A 12,899-nucleotide genomic window follows, 5' to 3' on the forward strand; every position below is an offset into this window, starting at 1 on the left:
GCCTTCAGCGTTCGGCCGCACTCGCCTCCAGAGCCTTCGCCTGCCCGACCGACCAGACGAACTCGGGCGTCCGGCCGTTCACGGCGTGGTCGCCGAGCTGCCGGGCCTTGAAGATCCACGGGTTGTGCGACGACACCGTGCGGGCGTTCCGCCAGTGGCGGTCGAGAGCGGTGCCCGACCGCACGGCAGAGGCGCCGAGCGTGTCGAACAGGCGAGAAGCGGCACGGGGCACCAGATCGGTGAGCACGATCTGCGCCTGCGCGGAGCGGAGTTCGGCCGCGATCACGGCATCCTCGGTCTCCGGCGTCCCCAGCACGTCCGCTGCGTGCTGCACCGCTCGAGCGACATCGAGCACGAGCGCCCTGGCCGTCGCGGTCGTCGCCGTCAACTCGCCCACGATCTGCAGGATCTGGGGGTCGTCGGCCACTCGTTCGGCACTGCCGTGGCTGTAGGTGCGAGTGCGTGCGCGCACCTGGGCGACCGTGTCGCGTTCGATCGCGGCGGCGATCCCGGCCAGCACCGACAGGAGTGTGAGCTGATAGACCGCCGTCTGGAAGGGGAACCGAGACGTGAACGGCTCGACGTCGTCTTCCTCGACGGAGGCGTCCGCGAACACGGCCGTGCCGGTCCCTGTCAGGGGCTGCCCGAATCCATCCCAGTCGTCGGAGACCTCCACCCCCTGCTGATGCCTGCGGATGAGGGCGGTCACGGTCTCGCCGTCGAGATCGACGGTCGCATCGATCCACTCCGCGAAGATGCTGCCCGTCGTGTAGAACTTGCGTCCGTCGACACGCCAGCTTCCGTCGGGGCGCCGGGTCACGCGTGTTGCATTCGTGCCCACTGCGGCGGCGCCGTTCTCCGACCACGCATTGCCGACCAGCTCCCCGTCGGCGATGCGCTCGAGCCAGCGGGATCGCCGCTCGCCCGGCGCCGCGGCCAGGATGTGCTCGACGTAGGCGATGTGTCCGCGGAAGATCTGCGGAAGGTTCGAGTCGGCTGCGGCGAGCTCGATCAGCAGCTCGGCGAAGGACTCCCAGTCCAGCCCGAACCCGCCATGCTCGATCGGCAGCCTGAGCCGACCGAAGCCGGCGTCGCGGAGGCGGGCGACCTCGGCGAACGGCAGCTCGTGATCCTTCTCTCGCGACACCGTGCCCGCCCCGATCTCGGCGAACACGGGCCGCAAGCGCTGCCGGGCGGCGTCGAGCCGACGCGTCTGCTCGCCCATCAGGTGTACAGCGAGATCGGCTGGAGCTCGCGGTTCAGCGTCCAGGCGCCGACCTCGAGCTTCTTGTAGTCGATCGGATCGTGCAGCGAGTGCGTGCGGATGTTCCTCCAGAACAGGTCCAGCCCCACATCCGCGCGGGCTGAGCTCGATCCGGTGATCTCGAAGATCCTGTTCGCGACCTCGATGCCGACCTCGGTCGAGACGACCTTGACCTTGGCGATCTCGATGGCGAGTTCGCCGCGGCGTTCCGCTGTGACGGCGGCACCCTCGGCCACGACCTCGTCGAAGAGGCGTCCGGCGCGGTCCGCCAGCGCCTCGACCGCTGCGATCCGCGACGAGAACTCGCCGACGACACGCTGCACGAACGGGTCGTCCCGATACGACTCGGCGTGGCTGAGGAACCATGCACGTGGACGAGCACGGACGATGTCGAGCCCACGGGCGAGCGCTCCCTCGGCGACGCCGAGGTAGAGGTTGCCGAAGGCGAGCTGGATGCCGGGCGTGATGAGGGTCGAGAACGGCTCGTCCCCGAGCTCGCCGAGCACGTCGTCGACGGACACGCGCACGTCTTCGAAGCGGACGGATCCGCTCGCCGACAGTCGCTGTCCCAGCGCGTCCCAGTCGCCGAGATACCGGATGCCGTCGCGGTCGTGGTCGAGCACGACGAACAGCACCTGACCGTCCCGCTCGCCGCCGCGGACGAGTGCGGCCGCCAGCACGACATCGCCGGCCGAGGCACCGGTCGAGAAGCGCTTGAGGCCGTTGAGTCGATAACCCTCACCGTCCGCGGTCAGTTCGAGGTCGGGGTCGGTCGGGTTCACGGAGTCGCCCCACACCCACCGGCCCTCGGTGGTCTTGCGGTGCCATTCCTCCTGCACCGACGGGTCGGCTGCGAAGCCGATGTTGCCCGAGTTGATGTAGTGATACGCGAGGACCTGGGCGACCGATGCATCGGCGCGCGACAGGATGCGGATGACGAGGAAAGCCGTCTCCCAGTGCGCGCCGCCACCGCCGAACTCGGCCGGCTGCAAGAGCGTCACCAGCCCGGCGTCACGGAGCAGATCGAGCTCGATCGTGGGGTCCTGGTTCGCTCGGTCGCGCTGCAGCGCATCGCTCTCGAGCTCGGCGGCGACGCGCTCCGCGACACCGCGCCAGTGCGCGCGCTCCGCGGCATCCGCCGTCCCCGTCCAGTGGCTGCGGTTCGTGGTCTCTGCGATGACGCTCATCGGGCGCCCTCCTTCTCGGTGAGTTCTGTCAGATCGTCGAATTCGGCGGAATCGGCCGCGGCAGCTGCCGCAGCATCCACCAGCGGCCCGCCGAGCGTGCCGTCGAGCGCGGACGCGCCGCCCGCGTACGCGCCGCGATAGGCGTGCGCGGGATGCCACTCCGGTACCACAGGGGAGCCGTCGCCGCTCAGTCGACCGCGCAGCGTGCCTTCGGGGTAGTCGTCCCAGGCGCGCCCGCGGCGACGCAGTTCGGGCACGAGGTGGTCCACGATGTCCTCGAAGGACCCCGGTGTCACGACGTAGGCGATGTTGAAGCCGTCGACGCCCCCGACCTCGACCCATCGCTCGAGCTCATCGGCCACCGTCTGCGGGCCGCCCACGATCACGGGGCCGATGCCGCCGATCCCCACATAGTGGGCGATGTCGCGAGGCGTCCACTTGCGCTCCGGATCGGCCCTGGTGAAGACCGAGAGGGCCGACCGTCCGGCATCCGTGTCGACGTACTCCAGGGGGACGTCGGGGTCGTACTGCGAGAGGTCGAGTCCCGTCCACCCCGCATACAGCGCCAGCGCCCCCTCGACCGAGACATAGCGGCGGTAGTCGGCGAGCTTCGCGTGGGCCTCGTCGTCGGTCGCCGCGACGACGACCGTGACCAGAGTGAGGATCTTGACCGACTCACGCGGGCGTCCGAGAGCCTCGGCTCGATCGCGGATGTCATCGGTGACCGGCCGCGTCGCCTCGGGGCGCAGCCCGTTGATGAAGATCGCCTCTCCGTGCTTCGCGGCGAACTCGCGTCCGCGGGGGGAGGCACCCGCCTGGAACATCACGGGCGTGCGCTGCGGACTGGGCTCGGCGAGGTGGATGCCGGGGACCCGGTAGTGCCGCCCCTCATGGCCGATCGGGTGCACACGCGACGCATCCGCGAAGACGCCGGCCTCCCGGTCGCGCAGCACGGCATCGTCCTCCCACGACCCCTCCCAGAGCTTGTACGTCACGTCGAGGAACTCCTCGGCGATCTCGTAGCGGTCGTCGTGGGCGATCAGTCCGTCGAGTCCGAGGTTGCGTGCGGCGGAGTCGAGGTAGCTCGTGACCACGTTCCAGCCGACGCGGCCGCGCGTGAAGTGGTCGAGGGTCGAGAACCTGCGGGCGAGAGCGTACGGCTGCTCATAGGTCGTGGCGACGGTCACGCCGAATCCGAGATGCTCCGTCGCATGGGCCATGGCGGAGATCTGCACCACCGGGTCGCCGAGCGGAACCTGCGTCGCGTCCCCGAGCGCCGTGGCCGCGGAGTCGCGATAGACGTCGTAGGTTCCGAGCACGTCCGCGATGAAGATCGCATCGAACCTGCCGCGCTCGAGGGTCTTCGCGAGATCCACCCAGTAGTCGAGGTCGTGGTATCGATCGGCCTGGTTGTCGGGGTGCCGCCATAGTCCGGGGGCCTGGTGCGTCACGCAGGTCATGTCGAAGGCGTTCAGGATGATGCGGCGTGACATGGTGCTCCTCAGGAGATCGGGACCCCGCGACCATAGCCACTCGAGCCATGCTGCGACCCGCCGGATGACTCTTCGCGTCGCTCCACGACGAACTGTTACGCCGACGATGCGGCGGCCCGCTCCGGGCTCCTAGCGTGAGCGCCGATCTGCTTCCCGACCCGTTGCCTGAGGAGCCCCCATGCCTTTCCTTCCGAGCCGCAGCCGACGCCGCGTCCTTCTCGGTGCCGCCGCACTGACGGCCGCGACCATCGCCGTCGCCGGCTGCGCGACGCAGAGCCCTGAGCCCGGTGGGGCGGGCGCCGACGGGGATTTCTCCGGCCAGACGCTGAACGCGCTGCTCATCACCTCGCACGAGGGCGCGGGCAACTGGCTCAAGGAGCACTTCGAGGAGGAGACCGGCGCAGAGGTCAACCTCACGATCGTGCCCTACGACGAGATCGGTTCGACCCTCGCCCTCGACCAGCAGTCGGGCGCCAACACCTTCGACGTCGCGGCCCCCTGGTACGTCTCGATCGGCGACCTCGCCGAGGGCGGCTCGATCCAGGACCTCACCGACTGGATCGCCGACACCCCCTCGCTCGAGGAGGACGACTTCATCCCCTCGATCAATGACCCGTACACGCTGGTCGGCGACCGCCGATACGGACTGCCGTTCGACGGCGACACCCATGTGCTCTTCTACAACAAGGAGATCCTCGAGCGGAACGGCATCACCGAGCCGCCCACGACCTGGGACGAGTACCTGGCGGACGTGAAGACCATCACCGAGAACGAGGGTGACGAGGGTGTCTACGGGTCGGCGATCTTCGGCCAGAAGTCTCCGCTGATCCTCGGCGCCGCCTACGCGAACCGGCTGGCGGGCTTCGGCGGCGAGTTCGTCGACGAGGACGGCAAGCCGACGATCAACTCCCCGGAGGCGGTGGCCGCTGCCGAGGCACTGGTGGATGCGGTGCCCTACGCCTTCCCCACGGCTGCCGAGACCGACTTCGGCGTCGGCAACGGCGCCTGGTACGACGGCAAGGTCGGATTCATCGAGAACTGGACCGACCTGGGGGTGGGGTCGGAGACGAACCCCGACTCGAAGGTCGCGGGCAAGTGGGGCGTGACCACGCTGCCCGTCGGCGGCGAGAACACCGAGGCGCGGGCCTCGCTGGTGGCCGGCTTCACGTGGGTCATCGCCGCGAACACCGAGAAGACGGATCTCGCCAAGGCGTTCATCGAGTACGCCGCGTCGAGCGAGGTCAACTCCGAGCTCATCGTCGCCGACCCGCAGACCGGCATCGACCCGAACCGCGAGTCCTCGCTCGAGAGCGAGGCGTACGGCGAGACCTACCCGGACCTGCAGCGAGTGAACCGCACGACGCTGAGCGGATCGCTCGCCTGGCCCACGGGGGAGAACGCCTCGCAGGCGGCGCAGATCCTCACCGACGAACTCGCCAAGCTCATCGCGGGCGAGGGCGGCACGGCTCAGGAGACGCTCGACCGAGTGCAGGCCGAGTGGGAAGAGATCCTTGGCTGACGCCTCTCCGACCCGCGTGCGGAGCGCCCGTCCGTCCGGCCGTGTGCCGAGACGGGCGGGCGCCTCCGCGCTGCTGCTCACGGCGCCGACCATCCTGTCGATCGTCGTGCTCGGGGCGTATCCGCTCCTCTTCGTCCTCGCCGCCGCGTTCACCGACTCGACCCTGGGGCGACCGTTCCAGGAGTGGGTCGGGACCGCGAACCTGGAGACGATACTCACGGATGCCGATGTCGTGGCCTCCTTCGTGCGGACGGTCGTCTACGCGGTCGCCGTGGCCGTCGCGAGCGTCGTCGTGGGGGTCGCCATCGCGGTCGCGTTGGAGCGGGCGACCCGCTCGGGTGCCGTCGTGCGCACACTCCTCCTGCTTCCGCTGATCACTCCGCCGGTCGTGGTCGGCACCCTGTGGAAGCTCGTCTTCAACCCCGGGGGCGGACTCCTCGCGACCGTGCTGCCCGGCATCTCGCTCGCACCGCTGTCGAACACGGCGTGGGCGCTGCCCGCGATCGGTCTCGCCGACGTCTGGCAGTGGACGCCGTTGATCGTGATCCTCGTGTACGCGGCGCTGCTCACGCAGGACCCCTCGGTGCGAGAGGCCGCGTCTCTCGACGGCGCCCACGGGGCCGGCCTGTTCCGCGACATCACCTGGCCCGCGATCGCCGGCACGGTGATCGCCGCGCTCTTCATCCGGCTGGTCATCGCACTGAAGGTCTTCGATCTCGTCTTCGTGATGACCTCGGGCGGCCCCGGCCAAGCGTCCACGGTGACGACGTATCTCATCCAGCAGGTCGCTCTCAAGGAGTTCGACATCGGTCGGGCATCCGCGATCACGATCGTCTTCGCCGTCATCGTCACCGCGGTGACTCTCGTGGTGGTGGCGTTCGCACGGAAGGCCCGACATGACTGATCGACGAATCCGCCTGCGCCCCGTCGCGAGCAGCGTGCTCTTCGTGGCGCTCGCAGTGACCCTGGTTCCGCTCGCCTACTTGTTCTCGGTGTCGCTGATGGGCAGGGATGAGACCGTCTCCGGCGTGCTGTGGAGTGCCGATCCGCAGTGGTCGAACTGGGGCGAGGTGATGGCGACCGACATCCCGCGTTCGATCCTGAACTCCTCGGCCGCCGCTCTCGGCGGAGCTGCCATCTCACTCGCCATCGCCGTCCCCGGCGCCTGGGCCATCGTGCGCCACAACGCCGGTGGTCGCACCCTCGCAGCGACCCTGATGAGCCCGTGGCTCCTCCCTCCGATCGTCGCCGTGGTCCCGTTGCTCACGCTCCTGCGATCGGTGGGGCTGAACAACACGCTCCTCGGCCTCACCCTGGTCTACGCCCTCGTCAACGTCCCCGTCGCCGTCTGGTTGCTGGAGGGATTCATCCGCCGGCTCCCCGTCGAGATCGAGGAGGCCGCGCGCATCGACGGCGCGGGAACCCTGCGGATGCTGTGGTCGGTCGTGGTTCCGCTGCTGCTGCCGAGCCTCGTCGCGATCGGGATCATCGTCGCGATCCTCAACTACAACGAGTTCCTGCTCGCGACCTTCCTCACCCAGAGCGTGGACTCGCAGACCTTCCCGGTCGCGCTGTCGCTGTTCTACGGAGACCGCACGCCGCACTTCGGCAAGATCGCTGCTGCGTCGTTCATCGGGGTCATCCCGGTCTTCGCCGCCGCGGTGTTCTTCCAGCGCTGGCTCGTGGGGGGATTGACGTCCGGGGCCGTGCGCTGAGGCTGCCGACTCCTCAGTGCTCTCACCACATGCTGATATATCGGCGTTGTATACCGGTTGCCGCGTAATCCCCGGGCCTTTTCCTGATCTCTTAGATGGGTCGCGACTGGGAGCGACTCGTATCGGATGGGGAAGACGATGACTGGGGAACGTGGTTTCGTGCGCACGCACGGCAGAACGGTCGGCGCAGCAGCGGCGATCAACGGGGAGATGCACAAGAGGCGGGGGCGAGGTGCCGTTGCGATCATCGTGGGGATGGTCATGGCGGTCGCCGGACTCCTGGGGTCTGTTGTGCCGGCGGCAGCTGCGCCGACGGTCACATACCCCGGGGCGATCGGCAGCGTGTCGCTCGAGAACGAGAACGGCGGAGGACCGCTGGTGCAGTGGCAGACCGTGCGGATCTCGGGAGAGTGGGCCGTACCGGTCGGAGCGCAGGCGGGGGAGACCTTCGGGATGACACTCCCCGCCGAGTTCAGCCGGCAGTCGGCGGGAGAGTTCACGATCGCGGATCCCGTGACGGGTCTGGTCGTGGCGAACTGTGCCGTGGCGGCAGGTGCCGGGCCCGATATGGTCTGCACCCTCACGGAGGCGGTCGAGGGTCTCGAGGAGGTCGGAGGTTCTTTCTGGATGGAGGCACGTGCCTCGCAGACGACGACCAGCGAGACGGTCGAGTTCGACCTGGGCGACACGGTCGAGATCGTCGACCTCCCGGGTGACGGCGGGGTGGTTCCCGAAGACCCTGCGGAAGAGGAAGCGCCCTACAAATACGGCGGAGAAACCGCGACCGACGGAATGCTAAAGTGGGTCATCGGGATTCCGAGCGGTTATGTCGACGACGGGTCCTTCACCATCACTGACACGCTCGACGGGGACCTCACGGGGCATCACTACACCGGTGACGTGAAGCTGATTCAGCGCGCGGTCGTGAATGGCGAGTTCGTCGGGGACTGGAGCGAGGTCGACTCGTCGGCCTACGTGATCGACGTGGCAGACGACGGACGCTCGTTCGAGTTCACGGCATCGGGTCTGCCGGTCGGAGGGTTCGCCTACGAGCTGGTCTACTTCACCCAGGCGGACGCGCCCGTGGCGGAGGGTGACGTCTTCGGAAACCACGCGACCGTCGACACCTTCGAGACATCTGCGACCCACACGGTCGTCGAGTCCGGAGGAGGCGACGGCAGCGGTGTCGCCTACACGACGTTCTCGATCACCAAAGAGGTCACCGGCGCACAGGCGGATGCCGCACGCGACGCGACCTACACGGTGCGGTACTCGGTCAAGGGATCGGATGCGCCGCCCACCACGATGTCGGTTCCCGTGGGGCAGCCGGCGGTCAGCGCGCGTGCGCCCCTCGGCTCGACCTTCGTGATCGAGGAGATCGATCTGCCGGAGATCCAGGGCGTCACATGGGGTGAATGGACGATCGTCGGCGAGGGCGTCGTCGACGGCGGCGACGGCACCTACGAGGTGACGCCGGGCACCACCGCCGGTGTCGAGCTCACGCTCACCAACGTCGCCAACCGCACGCCGGTCGTGACTCCGACGCCGACACCGACGCCGACGCCGACGCCCGTCAATCCGACGCCGACGCCGACGCCGGTAACGCCGACGCCGACTCCTACGCCGGTAACGCCGACGCCGACACCGACGCCGGTCACGACGCCGACTGCGACGCCGACCCCGGTCGCCGGTGGGCTTGCTCTGACGGGCGGTGAATCCGGCGCAGCGTTCCTGTCTCTCGCATTCGCGTTGATCGTCGGTGGCGCACTGGCCACAGGTATCGCCGCGAAGCGCCGGTCTAGCGCCGCGCGTCGCTGACCTCCGTCACGCACAGAAGCCCACCCGTTCTTCACGGGTGGGCTTCTGCGCGTCCTGCGCCGGGCTCAGCGGATCGCGTAGACGGCGCTGCCGACGATCACAGCCACGATCGTCGTCCAGCCGATGATCGCGACGGCCTGCCAGATGAGGATGCGGACCTTGCCGACGCCGGCCGCGGCGAGCATCGTGGCGGTGAACTGCGTGGGCAGGAGCAGCGGGCCGAGCAGGCTGACGCCCGGCACGCCGTAGCGCTCGAAGGCCCGCTGGAACTTCTCGCGGCGGGCGCCGCCGCGGTCTGCATCCACGTGGTCCGCAGGCACGGTCTCGACGGCTCCGCTGCCGGCGACCACCGTCTGCCGGGTGCGCGACCGATTCACGATCGCTGTGCGCGCCCCCGAGCTGGCGATGACGAGCACAGCGACGCAGAGGAAGTTGCCGACCATCGCCGCGATCGCCGCGATCACCGGATGGATTCCGCCGATGATGCCGATCGACACGGCCCCTTCGCCCTCGATGAAGGGAATCGCCCCTGCAAGGGCGACGATCAGCGGCTGGACGAGTTCGGGCACCTGGGCGACGAAGCCCTGGAAGGTCTCGATGAGATTCATGGGGTGGCTCCTGCCGGTCTGTGCGTCGGTGTCTCCGTCGCGATGCATCCAGTCCACCGCCTCTCGCCGCAGCCCGACAGTGCCGAAGCGTCACTGCTTTCCGGGTGGTTCGCCCACGGCATCCATGACATGTGTCACGCCCGTATCGTGGGGGCATGCGCAGCACTTCTCCGGTCGTCGATCCCTCCGGCGACCCGCCGCCCGGCGCGCGTCAACTCGCGCGAGGGATCACCGCCACGTGGTGGTACACGTTCTCAGCCGTCGTCTTCCTCGAGCTGTTCCTGGTGCTCGTCTGGACGCTCCAGGCCCTCTCCGTGCCCGGTGATGCGACGGCGGTGCTCGTCGTGGGCCTCGGCGGCGCGGTCTGGTGGGTCTCCACTACCGTGCTGCTCACCGACTACCGTCATCGGCTGGACGCGGAACCCGGCATCGCGTGGACGCGCATCGCGCTGCCACTGCTGGCCGCGGTCGGCTATGGCGTCGCGGGCGGGCTGGCGATCGACAGCTGGCTGCTCGCCGTCATGCCCATCGCCCAGTCGGTGGTGCTGCTCAACTGGCCCAAAGGCGTGCGCCTGCGAATGGTCGCCCTGACCACCGTGCTGCTCGTGCTCGTCGCCGTCGCCGACGCAGCGCGAGGTGCTGCCGAGATCGGCCTCCCCGGCTGGATTCCCGCTCTCTATGCGATCCTCATCCCGGCGATGTCGGTGAGCTCGCTCTGGTGGTGGGACGTGCTGGTCACCGTCGATCGCGCCAGGGCATCGGAGTCCCGCCTCGCGGCGACGCAGGAGCGCCTTCGGGTGGCCACCGACGTGCACGACCTCCAGGGGCATCATCTGCAGGTCATCGCGCTGCAGCTCGAACTGGCCGAGCGCCTCATGCGGATCGATCCCGATGCCGCTCTCGATCAGCTGCAGGCGGCCAGAGTGAGCGTCGACGAGGCCAGGCAGGGCACCCGTGACCTTGCCACGCGCTTCCGTTCGGTGCCGCTGGGGGACGAGGTCGCGAATGCGCGAGACCTTCTCGCCGCGGCCGGACTCGATGTCGAGGCCGAGATCGCGCCGGATGCCGACGATGCGCCGTCGTCAGCTCTCGGACCCGTGATCAGGGAGACGACGACCAACGTCCTGAGGCACGGGGCCGGGCGCCGCGCCCGTCTCGCTCTCGGCCGGGTCGCCGACGGGTGGCGCTACGAGGTCGCGAACGATATGACGGACGGCGTCGGAGGAGAGCCGGTGGGGTCGGGGCTCGACGGAGTGAGAAGACGCATCTCGGAAGCCGGCGGAACTCTGGAGATCCGGGAGGACGCGGGTGAGTTCATCGTCTCGGTGACGGTCCCGGCATCTGAGGGGCAGCTCGCCGTCGGGGAGGGGCCGAGATGATCCGGGTGCTCCTCGCCGACGATGAGGGCATGATCCGTTCGGCCCTCGCCGCTCTGCTGCGTCTCGAAGGCGACATCGAGGTGGTGGCCGAATGCGCCGACGGAGAGCAGGCGCTCGCCGCTGCGCTCAGGTTGACGCCCGACGTCTGTCTGCTGGATCTCGAGATGCCGGGGTTGGACGGCGTCGAGGTCGCCGAGCGGCTCAACCGAGCGATAGCCACCCGTTGCGTCGTCGTCACCCGGCACGCCCGCCCTGGAGTGCTGCGTCGGGCGCTCGCGTCCGGTGTCGCGGGGTTCCTGCCCAAGTCCCGAGGGGCCGATCAGGTCGCCGACGTGATCCGCAGGGTCGCGGCGGGAGCTCGCTACGTCGACCCCGAGATCGCGGCAGATGCTCTCAGCGACGAGCGGTCACCTCTCACCGATCGTGAGCTGGATGTGCTGCGTGCGGGGCGTCGGGGAGAGACCACGACTCAGATCGCGAGGGCGCTGTCGCTCGCTCCGGGCACGGTGCGCAATCACATCTCCGCGGTGCTCGCGAAGCTCTCGGTCGGCACACGGCAGCAGGCGGTGCTGATGGCGGAGGAGCGCGGCTGGATCTGATGCCAGGACGCAGGATCCGTTGAAGAACAGGAGGGCGGGTGGGGCCGTGGGAGGTCCCCACCCGCGAGCCGCTCAAAGGGGAGAGTGCGGCCCAGACCGGAAGCGGGCTCATGTTCCCCCAGGCCGGCTTCTGGTCTCATGTGCAAGACCCCGGATACGGCCGAACGTGACGCTGAGGTCGGAATCTCGCTGACGTTCTTTCGGGTCACTGCGCACGACGCGGGGCGTCGTCGTGCGTGTGGTCGTCGCGCGAGTGGTCGTGTTCGTCTTCCAGGATCATGCCGACGGAGGTCGCGCAGGCGTCGCCCTTCCAGGCCTCCAGGCCTTCTCGAACAGCGAAGACGGCGATGACGAGTCCGGCGACGGCATCCGCCCACCACCAGCCGAGCAGACTGTTGAGAGCCAGTCCGATGAGCACGGCGGCCGACAGGTAGGTGCAGATCAGCGTCTGCTTCGAGTCGGCGACCGCTGTGGCGGATCCGATCTCGAATCCCGCCCGCCGCTCGGCCAGAGACACGAGCGGCATGATGATCACGCTGAGCGCCGTCAGCACGAGACCGACCGTGCTGTGCTGGGGCCGGTCGCCGCCGAGCAACGACATCGCCGACGACGCCGCGACGTAGACCGCGAGTGCGAAGAACGCCACGGCGATCACTCGCAACGTGGGCTTCTCCCAGCGTTCCGGGTCGCGTCGCGTGAACTGCCAGGCGACGGCGGCGGCCGACAGCACCTCGATGCTCGAGTCGAGTCCGAACCCGATCAGCGCGGCAGACGAGGCGGCCGATCCCGCGGCGATCGCGACGACGGCCTCGATCACGTTGTAGACGATCGTGAACGCCACGATGAGCCGGATGCGGCGGTGCAGCGTCGCACGCCGCTCGGGCGCGAGAGCGGTCGGTGACATCAGCAGGTGCACCCGTCTCCGTCGCAGCAGTCCGGTTCGACGATCAGCATCACTCGCATCAGCTCGTCGAGCGCTGCGGCGAGGTGCGGGTCTGCGAGCGCATATCGGCTGCGGCGTCCGTCCGGAACGCTCTCGACGAGTCCGCATCCGCGCAGACATGCGAGGTGGTTCGACAGGAGCTGACGGCTGACCCCGAGCTCCTCCGCGAGATCGGAAGGATAGGCGGGCGTCTGTCGGAGCGCCAGCAGGATCGCTGCCCGAGTCGTGTCCGATAGTGCATGCCCGAGACGGGAGACGGCGGCGGTATGGGTGAGCGAGGCGGTGAGGGTCACTCTACGACTGTACACAGAATCCTGAATTCAGGAAAGCATGAACTCAGACGTCCTCGACCTCGCGCACGACTCACGCCTCCT

Annotated in this window: 12 protein-coding genes; 6 read left to right on the top strand and 6 right to left on the bottom strand. The window is 68.8% G+C overall.

Annotated elements, in window-relative coordinates:
- Positions 1-4: 4 nt before the first annotated feature.
- Genes ACZ0AA_RS17310 through ACZ0AA_RS17320 form a run of 3 tightly spaced genes read right to left on the bottom strand, consistent with a single transcriptional unit; the run spans position 5 to position 3,944 of the window.
- A complete protein-coding gene (locus ACZ0AA_RS17310) occupies positions 5-1,225 on the bottom strand; it encodes an acyl-CoA dehydrogenase family protein (protein WP_463513684.1) in 1,221 nt (406 codons plus the stop codon).
- A complete protein-coding gene (locus ACZ0AA_RS17315; RefSeq protein WP_463513685.1) occupies positions 1,225-2,451 on the bottom strand; it encodes an acyl-CoA dehydrogenase family protein in 1,227 nt (408 codons plus the stop codon). Before ACZ0AA_RS17315 ends, ACZ0AA_RS17310 begins: the two co-directional genes overlap by 1 nt.
- The gene (locus tag ACZ0AA_RS17320; protein ID WP_400862131.1) at positions 2,448-3,944 is read right to left on the bottom strand and encodes an LLM class flavin-dependent oxidoreductase; all 1,497 of its coding nucleotides are present in this window, start codon (positions 3,942-3,944) and stop codon (positions 2,448-2,450) included. The genes ACZ0AA_RS17315 and ACZ0AA_RS17320 overlap by 4 nt, the downstream gene beginning before the upstream one ends.
- Positions 3,945-4,122: 178 nt before the next feature.
- Here ACZ0AA_RS17320 and ACZ0AA_RS17325 point away from each other — a divergent pair, with 178 nt between their 5' ends.
- The 4 genes from ACZ0AA_RS17325 (at position 4,123) to ACZ0AA_RS17340 (ending at position 8,996) form a co-directional block, all read left to right on the top strand.
- Positions 4,123-5,463: an ABC transporter substrate-binding protein gene (locus ACZ0AA_RS17325; protein WP_463513686.1), complete on the top strand. Its 1,341-nt coding sequence runs from the start codon at positions 4,123-4,125 to the stop codon at positions 5,461-5,463.
- Positions 5,456-6,367: a carbohydrate ABC transporter permease gene (locus ACZ0AA_RS17330; protein ID WP_463513687.1), complete on the top strand. Its 912-nt coding sequence runs from the start codon at positions 5,456-5,458 to the stop codon at positions 6,365-6,367. The genes ACZ0AA_RS17325 and ACZ0AA_RS17330 overlap by 8 nt, the downstream gene beginning before the upstream one ends.
- The gene (locus tag ACZ0AA_RS17335; RefSeq protein ID WP_463513688.1) at positions 6,360-7,178 is read left to right on the top strand and encodes a carbohydrate ABC transporter permease; all 819 of its coding nucleotides are present in this window, start codon (positions 6,360-6,362) and stop codon (positions 7,176-7,178) included. Before ACZ0AA_RS17330 ends, ACZ0AA_RS17335 begins: the two co-directional genes overlap by 8 nt.
- Before the next feature lie 138 nt (positions 7,179-7,316).
- Positions 7,317-8,996 carry an Ig-like domain-containing protein gene (locus ACZ0AA_RS17340; protein ID WP_463513689.1) on the top strand — a complete coding sequence of 560 codons (1,680 nt, stop codon included), beginning with the start codon at positions 7,317-7,319 and terminating at the stop codon, positions 8,994-8,996.
- 65 nt (positions 8,997-9,061) lie between these two features.
- On the opposite strand, the gene ACZ0AA_RS17345 is transcribed toward ACZ0AA_RS17340, so the two are convergent.
- Positions 9,062-9,604: a small multidrug efflux protein gene (locus ACZ0AA_RS17345; RefSeq protein WP_400862124.1), complete on the bottom strand. Its 543-nt coding sequence runs from the start codon at positions 9,602-9,604 to the stop codon at positions 9,062-9,064.
- Between the two features lie 155 nt (positions 9,605-9,759).
- On the opposite strand from ACZ0AA_RS17345, the gene ACZ0AA_RS17350 reads away from it, so the two are divergent.
- Positions 9,760-10,983, top strand: coding sequence for a sensor histidine kinase (locus ACZ0AA_RS17350; protein WP_463513690.1), 1,224 nt, complete (start codon positions 9,760-9,762; stop codon positions 10,981-10,983).
- Positions 10,980-11,582, top strand: a complete 603-nt coding sequence (locus tag ACZ0AA_RS17355) for a response regulator (protein ID WP_463513691.1) — start codon at positions 10,980-10,982, stop codon at positions 11,580-11,582. The genes ACZ0AA_RS17350 and ACZ0AA_RS17355 overlap by 4 nt, the downstream gene beginning before the upstream one ends.
- 205 nt (positions 11,583-11,787) lie before the next feature.
- Here ACZ0AA_RS17355 and ACZ0AA_RS17360 read toward each other — a convergent pair whose 3' ends face one another.
- Together ACZ0AA_RS17360 and ACZ0AA_RS17365 are read right to left on the bottom strand one after the other, a co-directional pair.
- Positions 11,788-12,486 carry a cation efflux transmembrane domain-containing protein gene (locus tag ACZ0AA_RS17360; RefSeq protein WP_463513692.1) on the bottom strand — a complete coding sequence of 233 codons (699 nt, stop codon included), beginning with the start codon at positions 12,484-12,486 and terminating at the stop codon, positions 11,788-11,790.
- Positions 12,486-12,818 (bottom strand): ArsR/SmtB family transcription factor, encoded by a 333-nt coding sequence (locus tag ACZ0AA_RS17365; RefSeq protein WP_463513693.1) that lies wholly within the window; start codon positions 12,816-12,818, stop codon positions 12,486-12,488. The genes ACZ0AA_RS17360 and ACZ0AA_RS17365 overlap by 1 nt, the downstream gene beginning before the upstream one ends.
- Between the last annotated feature and the right edge of the window lie 81 nt (positions 12,819-12,899).

It is taken from the genome of Microbacterium sp. AC035, assembly GCF_979258485.1.